Annotated in this window: 20 protein-coding genes and 1 pseudogene; 10 read left to right on the top strand and 11 right to left on the bottom strand. The window is 71.4% G+C overall.

The features are described 5' to 3' along the window. Window positions 1-160 precede the first annotated feature (160 nt). The 3 genes from CES90_RS36205 to CES90_RS36195 all read right to left on the bottom strand — a co-directional run bounded on the left by CES90_RS36205 (window position 161) and on the right by CES90_RS36195 (window position 3,644). The gene (locus CES90_RS36205; protein WP_189787624.1) at window positions 161-1,009 is read right to left on the bottom strand and encodes a sugar phosphate isomerase/epimerase family protein; all 849 of its coding nucleotides are present in this window, start codon (window positions 1,007-1,009) and stop codon (window positions 161-163) included. Between the two features lie 76 nt (window positions 1,010-1,085). Continuing rightward, window positions 1,086-2,087: an SCO3242 family prenyltransferase gene (locus tag CES90_RS36200; RefSeq protein WP_229914378.1), complete on the bottom strand. Its 1,002-nt coding sequence runs from the start codon at window positions 2,085-2,087 to the stop codon at window positions 1,086-1,088. Between the two features lie 144 nt (window positions 2,088-2,231). After that, on the bottom strand, window positions 2,232-3,644 hold the full coding sequence (locus CES90_RS36195) for a phytoene desaturase family protein (RefSeq protein ID WP_189787623.1): 1,413 nt from the start codon (window positions 3,642-3,644) through the stop codon (window positions 2,232-2,234). A gap of 97 nt (window positions 3,645-3,741) precedes the next feature. Here CES90_RS36195 and CES90_RS36190 point away from each other — a divergent pair, with 97 nt between their 5' ends. Next, entirely contained in the window at window positions 3,742-4,341 is a 600-nt protein-coding gene (locus CES90_RS36190) for a hypothetical protein (RefSeq protein ID WP_189787622.1), read from the top strand. Here the strand turns inward: CES90_RS36190 and CES90_RS36185 are convergent. Together CES90_RS36185 and CES90_RS36180 are read right to left on the bottom strand one after the other, a co-directional pair. Next, window positions 4,277-5,122: an inositol monophosphatase family protein gene (locus CES90_RS36185; protein WP_189787621.1), complete on the bottom strand. Its 846-nt coding sequence runs from the start codon at window positions 5,120-5,122 to the stop codon at window positions 4,277-4,279. The genes CES90_RS36190 and CES90_RS36185 overlap by 65 nt on opposite strands. 138 nt (window positions 5,123-5,260) lie before the next feature. Beyond that, window positions 5,261-7,066, bottom strand: a complete 1,806-nt coding sequence (locus CES90_RS36180) for a gamma-glutamyltransferase family protein (RefSeq protein ID WP_189787620.1) — start codon at window positions 7,064-7,066, stop codon at window positions 5,261-5,263. Window positions 7,067-7,280: 214 nt separating this feature from the next. On the opposite strand from CES90_RS36180, the gene CES90_RS36175 reads away from it, so the two are divergent. The 7 genes and pseudogenes from CES90_RS36175 to CES90_RS36150 all read left to right on the top strand — a co-directional run bounded on the left by CES90_RS36175 (window position 7,281) and on the right by CES90_RS36150 (window position 9,921). After that, a complete protein-coding gene (locus CES90_RS36175; RefSeq protein ID WP_189787619.1) occupies window positions 7,281-7,745 on the top strand; it encodes an SRPBCC family protein in 465 nt (154 codons plus the stop codon). After that, on the top strand, window positions 7,742-8,080 hold the full coding sequence (locus tag CES90_RS36170; protein WP_189787618.1) for an ArsR/SmtB family transcription factor: 339 nt from the start codon (window positions 7,742-7,744) through the stop codon (window positions 8,078-8,080). The genes CES90_RS36175 and CES90_RS36170 overlap by 4 nt, the downstream gene beginning before the upstream one ends. A gap of 85 nt (window positions 8,081-8,165) precedes the next feature. Then, window positions 8,166-8,606, top strand: a complete 441-nt coding sequence (locus CES90_RS36165; RefSeq protein WP_189787617.1) for an SRPBCC family protein — start codon at window positions 8,166-8,168, stop codon at window positions 8,604-8,606. A 98-nt stretch (window positions 8,607-8,704) separates the two neighbouring features. Next, window positions 8,705-8,806, top strand: a pseudogene (locus CES90_RS50300) (substrate-binding domain-containing protein); the annotation flags it as partial. 115 nt (window positions 8,807-8,921) lie between these two features. Further along, entirely contained in the window at window positions 8,922-9,287 is a 366-nt protein-coding gene (locus tag CES90_RS36155; protein WP_189787616.1) for an SRPBCC family protein, read from the top strand. After that, window positions 9,284-9,415, top strand: coding sequence for a hypothetical protein (locus CES90_RS51405; protein WP_269801973.1), 132 nt, complete (start codon window positions 9,284-9,286; stop codon window positions 9,413-9,415). The genes CES90_RS36155 and CES90_RS51405 overlap by 4 nt, the downstream gene beginning before the upstream one ends. Beyond that, window positions 9,412-9,921, top strand: coding sequence for a DinB family protein (locus CES90_RS36150; protein WP_189787615.1), 510 nt, complete (start codon window positions 9,412-9,414; stop codon window positions 9,919-9,921). Before CES90_RS51405 ends, CES90_RS36150 begins: the two co-directional genes overlap by 4 nt. On the opposite strand, the gene CES90_RS36145 is transcribed toward CES90_RS36150, so the two are convergent. After that, complete coding sequence (locus tag CES90_RS36145; protein ID WP_189787614.1) at window positions 9,918-10,355, bottom strand: hypothetical protein; 438 nt, start codon at window positions 10,353-10,355, stop codon at window positions 9,918-9,920. The two genes, CES90_RS36150 and CES90_RS36145, sit on opposite strands and share 4 nt — an antisense overlap. A gap of 169 nt (window positions 10,356-10,524) precedes the next feature. On the opposite strand from CES90_RS36145, the gene CES90_RS36140 reads away from it, so the two are divergent. Both CES90_RS36140 and CES90_RS36135 read left to right on the top strand, forming a co-directional pair. After that, on the top strand, window positions 10,525-11,118 hold the full coding sequence (locus CES90_RS36140) for a redoxin domain-containing protein (RefSeq protein WP_189787613.1): 594 nt from the start codon (window positions 10,525-10,527) through the stop codon (window positions 11,116-11,118). Between the two features lie 21 nt (window positions 11,119-11,139). Then, entirely contained in the window at window positions 11,140-12,033 is an 894-nt protein-coding gene (locus CES90_RS36135) for a cytochrome c biogenesis CcdA family protein (RefSeq protein ID WP_189787612.1), read from the top strand. 112 nt (window positions 12,034-12,145) lie between these two features. Here the strand turns inward: CES90_RS36135 and CES90_RS51400 are convergent, their stop codons facing one another. The 5 genes from CES90_RS51400 to CES90_RS36115 form a co-directional block, all read right to left on the bottom strand. Beyond that, window positions 12,146-12,280: a hypothetical protein gene (locus tag CES90_RS51400; protein WP_269801972.1), complete on the bottom strand. Its 135-nt coding sequence runs from the start codon at window positions 12,278-12,280 to the stop codon at window positions 12,146-12,148. Between the two features lie 214 nt (window positions 12,281-12,494). After that, complete coding sequence (locus CES90_RS36130; protein WP_189787562.1) at window positions 12,495-13,574, bottom strand: S1 family peptidase; 1,080 nt, start codon at window positions 13,572-13,574, stop codon at window positions 12,495-12,497. Between the two features lie 264 nt (window positions 13,575-13,838). Beyond that, complete coding sequence (locus tag CES90_RS36125) at window positions 13,839-14,237, bottom strand: SPFH domain-containing protein (RefSeq protein ID WP_373313596.1); 399 nt, start codon at window positions 14,235-14,237, stop codon at window positions 13,839-13,841. A 105-nt stretch (window positions 14,238-14,342) separates the two neighbouring features. Continuing rightward, window positions 14,343-15,245, bottom strand: coding sequence for a S1 family peptidase (locus CES90_RS36120; protein WP_189787563.1), 903 nt, complete (start codon window positions 15,243-15,245; stop codon window positions 14,343-14,345). Window positions 15,246-15,679: 434 nt separating this feature from the next. Further along, a complete protein-coding gene (locus CES90_RS36115; protein ID WP_189787564.1) occupies window positions 15,680-16,918 on the bottom strand; it encodes a DUF5685 family protein in 1,239 nt (412 codons plus the stop codon). Window positions 16,919-16,934: the final 16 nt, after the last annotated feature.

The raw sequence follows: 16,934 nt of genomic DNA, 5'->3' as shown, positions 1-16,934 counted from the left end.
CTCTTGTGAGGAAACAGGAAACTGCCGGGGGTGATGGTCGAGGGGGTGATGGTCGAGGGGGTGATGGTCGAGGGGGTGATGGTCGAGGGGGTGATGGTCGAGGGGCGAGGGTCGAGGGGGTGAGGGTGGGGGGTGCCGGTGGAGGGGGTGAGGGTGGGGATCAGGCCGATGCGGCGCGCAGGAACTCGATGGAGCGGCGAGCGACGTCGGGCGCGTCGAGGGAGCCGCCCTGGATCTCGACGGAGACCAGGCCTTGGTGGCCGAGGTCCTTCAGGGCGGTGAGCACGGGTGGGAAGTCGATCTCCCCGGCGCCGAACTCGAGGTGCTGGTGGACGCCACGCCGCATGTCCTCGATCTGCACGTTGAGCAGCCGAGGAGCGGCGAGACGCACGCACTCCAGCACGGTCCGGTCCTCGACACAGTGCGCGTGCCCCACATCGAGGGTGATCCCGAACAGTTCGTGCCCGCCGACGAGTTCGGCCAGCTCCAGACAGCGCTCCACGGTGTCGACGAACATGTACGGCTCGGGCTCGAAGGCCAGCGAGACGCCGTACTCCTCCGCGGTCTCCAGGACGGTCTGGACGCCTGCCGCGAGCCGCTTCCACGCGTCCCGTTCCGGCGGGCCGCCGTCCGGTGCGGGGCCGCTGCACAGATGGACGGTGGGCGAGCCGAGGTCGGCCGCGATACGGACGGCCCGCCGCAGCAGGTCGATCCTGCGCTCGGCCGCGTCGGACATCAAGGTCGGCTCGTGCTTGCCCCAGGGGTCGAGGAGGTAGGGCGCGCCGGTCTCGACCGTCACGTCGAGCCCGTGCCGGGCCAGGTCCCGCGCGATCGCGGCCACGCGCCGGGGCAGGTCGTCGGCGTACGGGTCGAGGTGTCCGTGGTCGAGGGTGAGGGCGACGCCGTCGTAGCCGAGGTCGGCGAGGACCGCGAGGACGTCGCTCAGCCGGTGGTTGGTGAAGCCGTTGGTGCCGTAGCCTAATCGGAGGGGGGTGGGGGGCGGTTTCATTCCGGGGGCTCCTCCGGCGGAGGTCTCTTCTGGTTCAGCGGAGGTCTGTGCTGGTTCAGCGGAGGTCTGTGCTGGTTCAGGTAGGGGACACGCGCCGGGCGAGCCGCCGGGCCAGGGGGTGTACGACACCGAGGGCGGCTGCCGCGACCGTGGCTCCGCTCCGCGCGGTCAGCGCCGCCTGCAAGGGCATCAGCCCGAGGATTCCGGCCCCGACGGCCCGTCGTACGTTCTCGCCCGAGGGCTCCCGTACGGCGCGGGCCTGGGCTGTTCCGTAGCTTCCCAGGTAGGCGAGGGCACCGGCGGCGACCACGGCGGCGCGGGTGACGGCGGTGGCGCCGGGGCGCCGTGCGGGCCGGCCGACGATGGTGGTGGTGCCCCGTCGGGTGGCGGCGACCACAGTGCGGACAGCGGGGAGTGCCGTCGCGAGGGCGGTGGTCGTGGAGGCGGCGAGGGTCGTGGCGGGCAGCCGAGCGGGGGCGCCCGAGATCTCGTGCCGACTGAGGGCGGTCAGGGTGTAGGTATGGGCACCGACCAGGGCGGCGGGGACGGCGCCGCGCAGCAGAGCCTTGCCGGTGCCGCCCCGGCGGCCTGCGGCCAACGCGCCCGCGAGGACGTCCAGGGCACGGGCCGAGGCCATGGCGGCGGGTCCCGCCGGAGTGGACTTGAGCTTCAGGTCGTACGCCCAGACGGCGCCGGCCAGGGGGAACGCTCCCAGGAGGCTTCGGCGGCCTCCGGAGGCGGCGGCGAGGCCGAGGCCGCCTAGGGTGAGGGCACCGGCGACGGTGAGGGCGGTGCGGCGGGGGACGCGACCCGAGGGGACCGGGCGTTCGGGGCGCTCGACGGCGTCGATCGTGGCGTCGGCGTAGTCGTTGAGGGCCATGCCGGCCCAGTAGAGGCAGACGGACGATCCCATCACGCCGAGGGTCCGCGCCCCCAGCGGATGCCCGGCAGCAGCGGCGCCCGCGAGGACGTCGCCGGGCACGCTTAACGCGGCCGGTGCGCGAACGAGTTGAGCCAGGTCAGCGAGGTCCGGCATGGGCCGGGACCCGGAGCGGAGTTGCGCTCTCCGATCTCTCATGGCCGCAACCTACCGCGTTGCTTGAACATTTATGCACGCAATACGTAAAGACCTTTCTCTGTTCGTGACTTGACTTTGGTCACACCTGAACCGCGTTGGTCATGCTTGAACTTGCTTTGAACACTCTTGACTACGAGGCAGACTTCAGCGCTCCTGGCGCAGCCTCCGCCACACCGCCTTGGCCGCGTTGTGACCCGACATTCCGTGTACCCCCGGGCCCGGCGGGGTGGCGGAGGAGCAGATGAAGACGGCGGGGTGCGGGGTGTGATACGGGAAGAGCGAGAGCTTGGGGCGCAGCAGCAACTGCAGACCAGAGGCGGCGCCGCAGGCGATGTCGCCACCGACGTAGTTCGCGTTGTGCGCGGCGAGTTCGGGCGGACCGGCCGTGGCGCGGGCGAGGACGCGGTCGCGGAACCCCGGGGCGAAGCGTTCCAGTTGCCGCTCGACGGCGTCCGTCAGGTCTCCCGTCCAGCCGTTCGGGACATGGCCGTACGCCCAGAAGACATGCTTGCCCTGGGGTGCGCGGGTCGGGTCCACGAGGCTGGGCTGCACGGTGATCAGGAACGGCGCGTCGGGAGCGCGGCCCCGGCGGGAGGCGTCGTCCAGGGCGGCGCCGATCTCCGCCTTGCTCGCCCCGACCTGCACCGTGCCCGCGCTGCGCGCCTCCTTGGCGGTCCAGGGCACGGGGCCGTCGAGCGCGTAGTCGAGCTTGAAGACGCTGGCACCGTACCGGTACGACTCGTAAGAGCGCCCGAAGCCGGCGATCCGGGCCAGCGCGGTGGGCGAGGTGTCGAAGACGTACGCGCGCGCGGGCGGCAGATCGTCGAGCCGCTTGACCTCGTAGTCGGTGTGGACGGTGCCGCCGAGGTCCTTCAGATACGCGGTGAGCGCGTCGGAGATGGCCTGGGAGCCGCCGCGGGCGACCGGCCAGCCGGCTGCGTGCGCGGCCAACGCGAAGACCAGGCCGACGGCGCCGGTGGCGAGGCCGCCGAGCGGGGCGATGACATGCGCGACGAGCCCGGCGAACAGTGCCTTGGCCTTCTCGTCCTTGAAGCGGCGCATCAGCCAGGTCGAGGGCGGCAGACCGACGAGGCCGAAGCGGGCGAGGGTGACCGGGTCGCGGGGCAGCGCGGACAGCGGCAGTGACATGAAGTCGCGGACCAAGGTGTCCCACTGGGGCAGGAACGGCTCGACCAGTCTGCGGTACGCGCCCGCGTCGCGCGGCCCGAACGAGGCGGCCGTCTCCCCCACCGAGCGCGCCAGCACGGCCGCCGTGCCGTCGAGGAACGGGTGCGCCATGGGCAGGTCGGCGTGCAGCCACTCCAGGCCGTAGCGGTCCAGCGGCATCGCCTTGAACGCGGGCGAGTTGATCCCCAGCGGGTGCGCGGCCGAGCACGGGTCGTGGCGGAAGCCGGGCAGGGTCAGCTCGGCGGTGCGGGCGCCCCCTCCCACGGTGTCCTTCGCCTCGAACACGGCCACGGAGAATCCGCGGCGGGCCAGCTCCACGGCAGCCGTCAGGCCGTTCGGCCCCGCCCCCACCACTACCGCGTCGAGCATCGACGGCACCTTCGGACTCCTTCGTCAGCCGATGGCCATTCGGGATCAGGATATGCCCGGCCACCGACAGTGCCCGGGCACGGGTAGGCTCCGCGAAATGACGCGCCGGTTCCGTTTCACCGATCCCGACGACGACACCTGGTGCTGGTTCGAGGTGGGGGACGACGGGCGGGTGCTGCGGCAGATCGTCTTCCGTGGCGAGGAACAGACGGCCGCTGTCGCCGCCGACACGGCCGAACTCACGCAGGTGGGGCGGCTCGGCGGGGAGCTGGGGCACGAGCTGTACGAGGTCGTGTACGGAACACCGGTCCGGGGACCGGTCACGGAACCACCGGGTGCCCTGCCCGTCACCGAAGAGGATTTCAGCCTCGCCTGGGGCCGTGCCCGCTCGTACCGCCAGTGTGACGTGCGACACGACTCCGGGCCGGTCCCCGTCGGCGCGCGCCTGCCCGGCACGTTCACCGTCTCCCCCTGGGGTCCCGGTGTCACCGGAGTGTTCGTCGATCTCGGACTGCCCCTGCCGGGCTTCGTGGACGCCCTGATCCTGCTGCGGGCGGAGTGCGAGTGGCCCCGGGAGGGCACCCCCGCGGAGTTCGAGGTGATCGACATCCGCGTGAGCGGCTCCTTCCAGCTCAGGCTCCGCCCGACAGCAACCCCACCACCCGGCGAGCCGTGGCCGCGTCCCGTGCCGCGGTGAACGGCAGGGCGTTGCCGCCGGTTATGCGGAACGGCTCCCCCGCCAGGGTCAGATGGGCGCCGCCCGCCTCCTCGACCAGGAGGAGACCCGCCGCGTGGTCCCAGGCGGCCTCCCAGGAGAACGCCGTGGCGTCCAACCGGCCCTGGGCGATGGCGAGATACTCCAGCCCGGCCGAACCGCACGCGCGCGGGGCGACGCCTTCCGTCCAGAGGCCTAGCAGCGCCGCCTTCTGGTCCTCCGTGGTGTAGTCCGGGTGGGAGGTGGCCACTTCGAGGTCACGGCCGGGCTCCGGCGAGCCGGCACGCAGGGGCTCACCGTCCAGGGTCGCCCCCTGGCCCCGTATCGCCACGGCGAGCCGGTCGAGGGCGGCCGCGTACGTCCAGGAGGCGCGCAGGACGCCGCCCTGGGCGAGGGCGACGAGGGTGCAGAAGCCGGGCTCGCCGCGCACGAACTGCCGGGTGCCGTCCACCGGGTCGACGATCCAGACCGGCGCGTCGCCCCGGATCGCGTCGTACGACGCCGGGTTGGCGTGCACCGCCTCCTCGCCGACCACGACCGAGCCGGGCAGCAGCGCCGAGAGCGCCTCCGTCAGATACAGCTCGGCCTTGCGGTCGGCGTCGGTCACCAGGTCGTGCGGGCCGCTCTTCTCGTCGACCTCGTGCGCGGCGAGCTGCCGGAAACGCGGCATGATCTCCGCGGCGGCGGCCTTGCGGATCGCTTCCTCGACGTCGGAGGCGTGCCGGGCGAGAAACTCGTCGATGGTTTCGCTGTCTTCGATCATGCCTCCATGACAGCACGCGCCACTGACAATCCCCGCCCGGCCGGTGTATTTCGCATGGAATCGCCGTGAATGCCTGGGGCCGGCCACATCGGGAAACCGCGGGAATCGCCGAGGGCAGCCAGGGATCGGCCACCCGCCTCAGCGCCCGACCGCGTAGCCCTGCATGCCCCGGGGATTCGCCGCCGCCGACAGCACCCCGGTCTCCGGGTCGCGTGCGACCGCGCAGAGCCGGCCCTCGGACCAGGGCGCGCCCACGGTGACGTCGTGGCCGCGCCGCCGCAGCTCCGCGACGACCTCCGGTGGCGTGTGGGGCTCCACCGTGACGCTGCCGGGGCGCATGCCGCGCGGGAAGAAGGAGCCGGGGAAGCTGTCGTTGTGCCAGTTCGGGGCGTCGATCGCGCCCTGGAGGTCGAGGCCGCCCCGGACCGGCGGGCGCAGGGCCACGGCCAGGAAGAAGTGCAGCTGCCACTGGTCCTGCTGGTCGCCTCCGGGCGTACCGAACGCCATGACGGGCACCCCGTCGCGCAGCGCGAGCGACGGGGTGAGCGTGGTGCGCGGCCGGCGTCCGGGGGTGAGGGAGTTGGGCAGGCCCTCGTCGAGCCAGGCCATCTGCAGCCGGGTGCCGAGCGGGAAGCCCAGCTCGGGCACCACGGGGTTGGACTGCAGCCAGCCGCCGCTGGGCGTGGCCGCGACCATGTTGCCCCAGCGGTCGACGACGTCCAGGTGGCAGGTGTCGCCCCGGGTGCCCCCATGGGACGCGACCGTGGGCTCACCGACCCCCAGGGGATTGAAGCCGGGCTCCGCGAAGCCGTGGCCGGGCTCTGAGGAGGCCACCACGCGCGCGTGCGCGCTCAAACTCGGGGTGCGTCCGCCGGGACTGCCGGGGCGCAGCTCGTACGACGCCGTGTCACCGACGAGCGCCCGCCGCCCGGAGTTGTACTCGACGGACAGCAGCTCCGCCAGCGGTACCGGCGCCGCGTCCCCGTACCAGGCCTCCCGGTCCGCCATGGCGAGCTTGCAGTTCTCGACGAGGAGGTGCGTGTAAGCGGCGGACCCGTACTCCGGCAGTTCGGGCGGCAGCAGGGCGAGTTGCTGGAGGAGCACCGGCCCCTGGCTCCAGGGGCCCGCCTTGCACAGGGTCCAGCCGTTCCAGTCGTACGTCGCCGGGGTCTCGTAGGAGGCGGACCAGGCGGCCAGGTCGGCCATGGTGAGCGTGCCGGTGTGCCGTTCGCCGCTGGTGTCCATGGTGGGCCGCCCGGCCTGCCGTACCAGGGCTTCCGCGATGAAGCCGGAGCGCCACACCTGACGCGCCGCCTCGATGCGGGTCTCGCGGTCCCCCGCCCCCTCGACCTCGGCGAGCAGCCGCCGCCAGGTCGCGGCGAGCGCCGGATTGCGGAACAGCTCGCCGGGGCGGGGTGCCTTCCCGCCCGGCAGATACACGTCCGCCGACGAAGTCCACTCCTCCTCGAAGAGGACACGCACCGACTCGACGGTCGCCCCGACGTTCTCCACGGGCGCGTGCCCGTCCTCCGCGTACCCGATGGCGTACTTGAGGACGTCGGCGAGGTCCTTGGTGCCGTGATCACGAAGGAGCAGCATCCAGGCGTCGAACGCGCCCGGCACGGCCGCCGCCAACGGTCCCGTACCGGGTACGAGATCCAGGCCGAGGCCCCTGTAGTGCTCGATCGACGCCCCCGCGGGTGCCACGCCCTGTCCGCACAGGACCCGGACCTCGCAGGCCGCCGGGGCGAGGATGATCGGCACCTCGCCCGCCGGGCCGTTGAGGTGCGGTTCGACGACGTGCAGGACGAAGCCCGCGGCGACGGCCGCGTCGTAGGCGTTGCCGCCGTCCTCAAGGACGGCCATCGCCGACTGCGACGCCAGCCAGTGCGTGGAGGACACCATTCCGAAGGTTCCCTGCAGGGTGGGGCGGGTGGTGAACATACGGCCTCTCTCTGCATACGTGTGCCTGAGCACATGGAATCGTCCTTCGGTGCCGCTTGTCACTGCCAGGGTTTCGCCCCAATTCCTGGGCTGCCCCGGCCGGGCGCTGAGCGCCGCGGCTGCCGACGAGCCATTAGAGCAACCAATGGTTGCGCGTTCTGAAGGATTGCCCTAACGTCATACGCAACCAAAGGTTGCGAACAGAGGAGGCGGAATGGAGTACGGCAGCATCGAGCGGGAGATCCACATCGACGCCACGCCCGAGGTGGTCTACGAGGTCATCAGCACGCCGGAACACCTGCGGGAGTGGTGGCCCGACGAAGCAGAGCTCGAGCCGGTGCCCGGCGCCACCGGGGTCATCACGTTCGGCGACCGGACCGCACCGGATGCGCAGGTCGCACCACTCACGGTGGTGGAGGCCGACCCGCCCCGGCGGTTCTCCTTCCGGTGGGTGTACGACGAGGACGAGGCCGCGACGCCGGCCAACTCGCTCCTGGTGACCTTCGAGTTGGTCCCGTCGGGTACGGGCACCCTGTTGCGCTTCACGGAGACGGGCTTCCGGGAGAAGGGCTGGGAGGCGGCCGTGCTCGAAGAGCAATACCGCGATCACGTCAACGGATGGGACTACTTCCTGCCCCGCCTCGTCACCTACGTCGCCCGGCTGGTGTCGACGCGATGAGCGTGACCGTGGACGACGAGCTCTGGTCGGCCGTGGGAGACCCCATCCGGCGGCGGATGCTCGACCTGCTGCTGACGGGGGGCGGCGGAACGGCGACCACCCTGAGCGAGCAGTTGCCGGTCACGCGGCAGGCGGTCTCCAAACACCTCGGTGTACTCGGCCGGGTCGGGCTGGTCCACGTCACTCCGTCCGGACGCGAGCGCCTTTACCAGGTCGACGAGGCCCAGCTCGCCCGCGCGGTCGCGCAGTTGTCGTCGGTCGGGGCCGCCTGGGACGCCCGGCTGCAGCGCATCAAGCGGATCGCCGAGGCGATCCAACGCGGCCAGGAGGGCTGATCCGCACGAACGCACGTCGCCCCGTCCGAGGCGGCGCTGCTGAACCGCGCCCGCATACGGGCGCCTGCATGAGAGAGGCATAGAGATGGTGGACATCCTGCACAGGATCGGAGTCACGTCGTCTCCCGACGACGTCTACACAGCCTTGACCACGATCGACGGGCTGGCGGGCTGGTGGACGCGGGACACGGACGGCGACACCGACATCGGCGGAGTGATCAGGTTCCGCTTCGAGCCCGGCGGGTTCGACATGAAGGTACTGGAGACCCGGCCCGCCGAGCGCGTGCTCTGGGAGGTCGTCGACGGTCCCGAGGAGTGGATCGGCACACGGATTCGCTTCGACCTCAAGCAGGAGGACGGCTTCACGATCGTGCTGTTCCGGCACGAAGGGTGGAAGGAGCCCGTGGAGTTCATGTACCACTGCAGCACCAAGTGGGCGATCTTCCTGATGAGTCTCAAGAACCTGGTCGAAACCGGCAAGGGCGAGCCCGCGCCGCACGACGTCAAGATCAGCAACTGGCACTGATCAGTGCTGTGACCGAGAAGGTCTGCCAGTGTGGCGGGGCCTTCTCGGTGGCCGCTGCGAGATGACGGCGGCCGTAGTCGGCGAGTGCGGCTGTTGGGGCTGTCCGGGGTGTCGCGTCCGGGGCGCTTCAGGCTCGGCGGGAGGCGGGTCGGCGAGTGCCGGACGATGTTGCGCTGACCGGCTTCGCGGACTCGCCGATCGGGGAGTCCGCGTGGGGCGGGGCTCGTAGGTGCTCGGCCAGGCGTTGTCGTACCCCCGGTGTAGCGTCCAGGCCGGAAGTCAGGCTCATGCTCTGCGGTTGACGGAGGCGCGCGGATGACGAGTACGACAGGCGAGTCCGTGGTGGTGTCCCGCCGCATCGGGGCCCCGGCGGGGGACATCTTCCGGATCCTGGCCGATCCGGGACGGCACGCGGACCTCGACGGCTCGGGGATGCTGCGCGGTGGCGTCTCGGGCGCTGTGGTCTCGGGCGTCGGGGACGTCTTCGTGATGCGGATGCACTACGAGCGCTACGGCGACGACGAGATGCACAATCACGTCGTCGAGTACGAGCCGGACCGCCGCATCGGCTGGGAGCCGAGGCCCGTCGCGGGCACCCCGACGCCGCCGCGTCCGGGGCCGCGTGGGGCCACCGGTGGATCTTCGACCTGGTCCCGGACGGGGCCGGGGCGACGGTCGTGACCGAGATATTCGACGGTTCGCGCATGCCGGAGGACAGACGCGCGGAAGTGGACAGCGGGCGCGCCTGGTGGCAAACACAAATGGAGAGCACCCTGGAACGCCTCGCCGAACTGTGCGCCGCCCGGTGAACGCGGAACTGGACGCCCCCAAGGGCGCCCTGGACCGCCAGCGCGAGCACGTCCTCGGGATCCTCGAAGGGCTCTCGGAGGAGGATTTACGGCGGCCGGTACTGCCCAGCGGCTGGAGCTGCCTGGCATTGCTGCGCCACCTCACCCTGGATGTCGAACGCTTCTGGTTCCTCGGCGTGATCGCGGGCGAGCCGGATGTGGCCGGACAGCTCACGGCAGGCGCGGAGACGCACTGGTACGTGCCCGAGGGGATGAGCGCCGAGGAGGTCTTCGCCGACTACCGTGCGGCCATCGCGCGCGCGGACGCCGTGCTCGCCACCCCCGCGCCCGAACAGGAGCCCGCCGCTTGGCCCGTGGAGATCTGGCCGACCTGGCGGATGCCTGACGTGCGGCACATCGTGATCCATGTGCTCACCGAAGTCGCCTGCCACAGCGGACACCTGGACGCGGCGCGCGAACTGATCGACGGCACCACCTGGCTCGGCGGAAGCCCCTACGCCGGCTAGGGCGTGTTGCGAAAGTCCCGCCTGCAGCCCGACGCCTGGCACGCTCCTCCCCCACTCCCGGCGTCTCCCCCACTCCCGGCTTCGCTCGAGCGGGAGGGGCCCCCATGAGCGGGAGAGGCCCCCACCGCCGCACCGGGCACAGGAAGGGCGCAGATGCGCGGCACTTGAGCGATGTCCGGGTAGTCGCTCTGCCGTACGCCTCCCCCGCTCCGGAACGCCTCGGTCAGCTGCTCGTACGGTGCCAGGGCGGCGGGCATCATCTGGTGGACGCCGTCGAGGAACATAGGCCCTTTCTCGTCGGCCAGGGCGGGAGCGTGCTCGGCGGGAAGGGTGAAGCGCCCGGGTTCCGGTTCCTCCAGACAGCCCGCGGCCGTCAGACCGCGCAGCCGCTCGCGTACGTACCTCTCGTTCAGGTCCTGGGCGAGTTTGCCCAAGGGCTCGCGCCGGCCGTCGTGCTCGGACTGGCTTACGGTGCCGGGTGGTGGACCGTCGGCGACTCAGGGACGCGTCGGCTGACGTCACGAAACCGTAAGCCCACCGCACCCTGCCCGCCGGGCTCATCGGCTCTAGAGTCGCAGCCGGTCCAGACCCACAGGAGTCCCCATGCGTGCCCGCACTCTCCTCCCTGCCGTCCTGGCAGCCACGCTGCTCACCGTCACCGGCTGCGGCGCCGACGCCGGTTCCGATTCCGGCAGCGACGGCCAGGCCGCACCGCCGAAGGCGACATCCTCCGTCCCGGAGTCCGCTGGCTCGGGCGAGGGCGAGGGCGAGGGCGAGGGCGGGTCGCAGGTCCCCGAGGCACTGAACTTCACCGGAACCACGGTGGACGGCAAGCCCTTCGACGCGACGACGCTCGCGGGCAAGCCCACCGTGCTGTGGTTCTGGGCCCCGTGGTGCCCCAAGTGCCGCGCCCAGGCCGGCGAGACCGCCAAGGTCGCCGCCGACTACACGGGCAAGGCCAACGTCCTCGGCGTCGCCGGCCTCGACAAGAACGACGCCATGAAGGAGTTCGTCTCCCAGACGGGCACCGACGCCTTCCCCCACCTCTCGGACGAGACCGGCGAGGTGTGGAAGCGGTTCGAGGTCACCGAGCAGAGCCGCTACGTCATCCTCGACGAGGACGGCAGGACCGTATACGAGGGCGTGCTGCCCGGTGGCGAAGGGCTGGCCGAGAAGGTCGCCGGGCTCACCGGCTGACCGGCTGACCGGCTGACCGCCATGACCGATCTGCCTCTGGCTCTCGCGATCGGCGCGGGCATGCTCGCCGCCGTCAACCCGTGCGGCTTCGCCCTGCTCCCCGCCTACCTGTCGCTGCTCGTCCTCGGCGACGACTCCCCCAGCCGTGTGGTCGCCGTCGGCCGGGCACTGACCGCCACCGCGGCGATGACCGCCGGGTTCGCCGCGCTCTTCGGCGTCTTCGGGCTGGCCGTCCAGCCCGTGGCGGGGCAAGTGCAGGAACACCTGCCCTGGTTCACCATCGTCTTCGGGCTGCTGATGGCGGGCGCCGGGGCTTGGCTGTCGGCCGGGCGTCAACTGCCCACCCTGGCACCGAAGCCGCGCCGCGCCCCGGCCGTGACCCGTTCGCTGCCCGCCATGGCGCTCTTCGGAATGGCGTACGCGACCGCCTCCCTCGGCTGCACCATCGCCCCGTTCCTCGCCATCGTCGTCTCCGCCTTCCGCAGCGGCTCGACCGGTGAGGGCATCGCCCTGTTCGCCGCGTACGCCGCCGGGATGGGCCTGATCGTGGGTGCCGCCTCCCTGACCGTGGCCCTCAGCCGTGCGACCGCCGTGCCCCGCCTGCGTCGACTCGGTTCCGTGGCGCCCCGGCTCGGCGGCGCGCTGCTCCTGTGCGTGGGCGCGTACGTGGCGTACTACGGCTGGTACGAGATCCGCGTCCAGCGCGATCCCACCGTCCAGGATCCGGTCGTCGACGCGGCCGGCACCGTCCAGCGCGCCATCGCGGAGTTCCTGGAGACTGTCGGCCCCGCCGCCGTCGCGGTCCTGCTCGCGGTACTGCTGGTCACGGCGGCAGCCATCACCGGCCGACGGCGGGCACGCCGGGCACGCGCCACGGAAACCGGCGGCCGACCCGCGCCCGGCCGCTCCTCCTGACGCGCTCGGCGAAAGTCATGGTCACAAGAGCTGCCGCCTGCTCCGGCTCGGCCGTCGATGCGCCCCACGCTGCGTACACCCGACGAGCCGAGCCGGCGAGATGGCCGATACATCAGACGGCGAGGGTCGTGCCGTCGAACCGGCTGAGGGTGAACACGGCATCCTCCAGGGTGACTTCCTTCGCCTCGCGCAGCACGCCGATGGCGATCTCCTCACCCAGCCGCACCGCCTCCGTGAAGTCGGTCACTTCCCCCAACCTCACCCCGGGAAGCTGCCCACAATCAGCCGAGATCACTCAACGTAACGAAGCACTACTAGGGCCTGTCGTTTGGATCACGCCGGCTTCGGGCTACGGCGCCTCGATGCCCCGCGACCCGGGCAACGGCGGGGGCCGCCATCACCGGGGTGATGGCGGCCCTGACGAAGGAGCCGGAGGGCCGGGCCTTCCGGCTCTTCGGAGCTCAGCCGATCTGTGTGCCGGTCGCCGACAGTGCCTCGGTGACGGGCTGGAAGAAGGTCTCGCCGCCCGAGGTGCAGTCGCCGCTGCCGCCGGAGGTGAGGCCGATGGCCTTGTCGCCCGAGAAGAGCGAGCCGCCGCTGTCGCCGGGCTCGGCGCAGACGTCGGTCTGGATGAGGCCGTTGACGATGTCACCGTTGCCGTAGTTCACGGTGGCGTCGAGGCCGGTGACCTTGCCGCTGTGGACCTGGGTGGTCGAGCCGCTGCGGGTGACCTCCATGCCGACGGTGGCCTCGGCGGCGCCGCTGATGGCCTGGGCGGAGCCGTTGTAGAGGTTGACCTCGCTCGGGTGGTCGACGTCGGCGGTGTACTTGACCAGGCCGTAGTCGTTGTCCGGGAAGCTGGAGACCTCGTTCGCGCCGATGACCTGGCCGTCGGCCGACCACTCGGAGATGCCCTCAGTGCAGTGACCGGCCGTCAGGAAGAACGGCTCGCCGCCCTTGACCACGTTGAAGCCGAGGGAGCAGCGGCCGCTGCCGCCGGTGATGGCGTCACCGCCCGCGACGAAGGGCTTGAACTCCCCCTTCGTGCGCCTGAGTTCGGCCTTGGCGCCGAGGTCGTCCACGACCTTCGTGAGTCTCGCCAGCTCGGCCTTGGAGACGGTGCGGTCGGCGGTGACGACGACCTTGTTGGTGGTCGGGTCGGTGGCCCAGGCGGTGCCGGGGATGGCGGCGTCCTCCTTGAGGGTCGTCCGGGCGCTCTTCAGCTCACCGAGGGAGTTCTCGACGATGCGGGCCTTGGCGCCGGCCGCCTCGACGGTCTCGGCGGCGGCCTCGTCGAGCACGTTCACGACGAGGAGCTTGCTCTTCGCGTCGTAGTACGTTCCCGCCGCGTCGGCGCCGAGGTCCGCGCCGAGGGTCGAGGCGAGCTTTCCGGCCGCCGTGATCGAGAGCGCTTTCGGCTCGGCGGTCGGCGCGGTCTCACTCGCGTTCGCAGTCTGGAAGGTCACTCCCGCGGCGACGAGTGCGGCGATGCCCGCACCTGTCACGACGGCACGGCGCCTGGTTATGCGTCGGTGCTTCAACTCACGTCCTCCTGTGGGGGGTTGGCCGGAGAGGGTGATGGGGACCCCCGCCGGCCGGAAGGCGTACGGGCAAGGAGGCGACGGACAACAAAAACGCCGCGTCCATGCCAACTCTGCGGCGCCAACTATTCCTAGCCGCACAGGGGGCACACAAGGTCGACTTCAGGCCCCGCATCCGACCGCGAGCGCCGCGCCGGCGCACGCCCCCGCATTGTTACTGTCCGGTATCGCGCCATGTGAATTCGCACTTCGGACCAGGCGAATTCACACTGCAAACACGCGACGCGACGACCCCCTCAGCAGCGGGTGAGGTCTAGTCCTGTCCGAAATCCAACCCCTCAGGATCCGAATCCAAACGGGGCGCCCGACACGGAAGTTGCTCCTGCACCGGTTGCCGGTCGACAGTCGGCTGCGGCGGGGGACCTGCTGAGCCTGCCGCGAGGGTGCCTGCTGGGCCCGCTCCAGGAACCGCAACAGCTCCACCGGGAAGGGCAGTACGAGCATGGGATTCTTCTCCGCCGCCACCGCCACCACCGTCTGCAGCAGCCGCAGTTGGAGTGCGGCGGGTTGCTCGGACATCCCCTTGGCGGCTTCCGCGAGCTTCTTCGACGCCTCCACCGCGGGGCTGTCCGCCGCCCGAACGAGGGCGAGCCCCTCGCACACCTGGTGTGCGAGGGGCTCGCCTGCTGCCGGCCGCAGCTGTGCTCGGGGCGGGGTGCCGGGAGGAAGAGCACCGGCTCCGAGTGGAACTGACGGTCAGTAGACCTGTCAGTAGACAGCGACGCCGTAGGCGCTCAGTGCCTCCGTGACGGGCTGGAAGAAGGTCGTGCCACCGGACGTGCAGTTGCCGCTGCCGCCGGAGGTGAGGCCGTACGCCACACCGTTGCTGCCGTAGAGCGGGCCGCCTGAGTCGCCGGGCTCGGCGCAGACCGTGGTCTGGATCATGCCGTAGACGATGTCGCCGCTGCCGTAGTTCACGGTCGCGTTGAGGGCGGTCACGCGTCCGGTGCGGGTACCGGTGGTGGAGCCGGTGCGGATGACATTGGTGCCCACGCTCGGGGTGGCGGCGCTGGTGATGTCCACGCTGCCCGCGGTGCCGTCCTTGGGGATGGACGTGTTGCTGTAGCGCACGATGCCGTAGTCGTTGGTCGGGAAGCTCGACCCGGCGGTCGGGCCGAGGACCGTCGTACGACCGGAGTTGGAGTACCAGGTGCCCGCGCCGTCCGTGCAGTGACCGGCGGTCAGGAAGGAGTAGGTGCTCCCGTTGCGGACGTTGAAGCCGAGGGAGCAGCGCCAGCTACTCGCATAGATGGCGTCGCCGCCCTTGATCAGCTTGTTGAACTTGCCCGGGGTCCGCTTGATCGTCAGGGCGCCGGCGTTGTCGCCCGCCGCCTTCTTGATCTTCGCGAGCTCCGCCTGGGAGACGGTGCTGTCGACGGTGACGACGACCTTGTCCGTCGCCGGGTCGATCGCCCAGGCGGTGCCCGGGACATCGGCCTTGAGCACCGATGAGCTGGCGCTCTTCAGCTCGGCCGCGCTGAAGGTCTGGGTGCCGGCCGCGCTGGCGGTGGGGACCGTGACGGCGGCTGCGGCCACGAGTCCGGTGGTCACGGCGATCAGCCGGGTCCGTCTCGTTATGCCACTGCGGGGGGTGGTGCGCTTGATCCTCACTGTTCGTTCCCTCCTAAAGGGAAGTCGGGGGCCCGCGTGGGGTCGGGGCCCGTGAGGCGCAGATCAGGGGCACTGGTCAGGATTCCGAACACGCCGTGCCCCTGACAAGGCGCTGCCGGGAAGTATTCGGTGGTACGGCCGATGCCCGCAAGAGGGCCTTTCGGTCGCACGAAATCCAACCGGCGTGCCACCCAGGGCGGTTGATCCCATCAGGGGGTATGTGCGGGTTCTGTGTGAATCCCGAGGGCGTTCTCGGCGTCGGCCGCCGCCGACCTGTCCAGGCCGAACGCCGGCTCCCCGCCGACGGCCGTCCGCCCTTCGCGTCGGCCGCCGACAGCACCGTCGGATACTTCGCCTACTGCCCGGCGATGTCCGGAAGTCTCCCCACCGGACGGTCCACAAGCCGGGGGCGACGGGGCGATCCGGCCGACGCTTCAGCAGTTGCAGTCGCAGCCACAGCAGTCGCACCCCTCACAGCAGTCGCAGTCACAGTCCCGACAACAGCCCTCGCGCCGCTTCCGGGACCACGGGCCTTCGTACTCCTCGGCGCAGCACAACTGGCAGGTGCAGCACAGCAGCGAGAACATCCCGCAGCCCGCCCAGAACCCCCGCCGCTGCGGCGGCTGCGGAGACGGCACCCCACCGAAACCGCCGGACCCGCCACCGCCGGATCCGCCACCGCCGGACCCGCCACCGCCGTACGCCCCACCGCCCCCGGCGTACGGGTTTCCGCCACCTCCGGCGTACGGATTCCCGCCACCCGCATACGGATCGCCCTGCTGCGGCGGCCCGCCGTGCTGATGGGACGCGCACACCGGCACCGTCCCGAAGGTCCTGTCCACCGAGCGCCGCAGTTCGTGCGCGAGGAGCAGATGGGCCAGCTTGCCGTCCACGAACTCGACCTCGCGCAGCGCGAGCCGGATCCCGTGCAGGGCGTCGTCGGCGAGCCGCCGGGCCTCGGCCAGGGAGGTCCCGGTCGTAGTCAGAAGGTTCCACGCGCCTGCGGTGGCGTCGGCGGCCTGGTCCTCCACCGCGTCCAGCAGATGGGCGAGCCGGCCGAAGAGCCGGCCGGCCTCGGCGAGCGGTCCGGCGTTGCCGGGGCGTCCGGCCAGCACCGCCGTATGCGCGAAGGCGGCGGCGGTCGCGGTCTCGGTCGGCTCGGTGACGGTCAGCAGCGGCGTCCCCGGGCCGGCGAGCGCCTCGATACCCAGCTGCCGGTCCACCGCGTCGACCAGCACCGCCGTGTCGAACCCGACATCCGATCCCGTACGAGCGCCCGCGCGCCCCCAACTCGCCGCGACCCGGCGCGCGGTCGGCGCCACCAGCCCCCGGGCGAGCAGTCCGTCCCCGTCGGCCACGTGGTCGCGCACCTTGGCCGAGGCGAGCACCAGCGAGACGGCGGCGGCGAGCCGCGCGCCCTCGCCCCGCGCGACGGACGCGGTGCGCATCCCGCGCAGCGGACAGGGCCCGGCGGTCCGCCGCCACCCCGTGGTCCGCTCGGCCTGAGCCTCCGTCAGAACGGAGACGAGCAGGCCGTCATAGTTGGTCACGACCCGGGCGAACTGCCCATGGTCCCCGCGCAGCGCGAGACAGAGCCCGCACAGATGTGCTACCCACTGCGCCCGCAGCCCCTCACCGAGTCGATGGCTGCAAGGCCTCACTACTCCGAACAACGACACTCCCCCGTGT

This window comes from Streptomyces capitiformicae, from assembly GCF_002214185.1.
Lineage (GTDB): Bacteria > Actinomycetota > Actinomycetes > Streptomycetales > Streptomycetaceae > Streptomyces > Streptomyces capitiformicae.
This window is presented reverse-complemented; position numbering and strand designations above follow the sequence as displayed.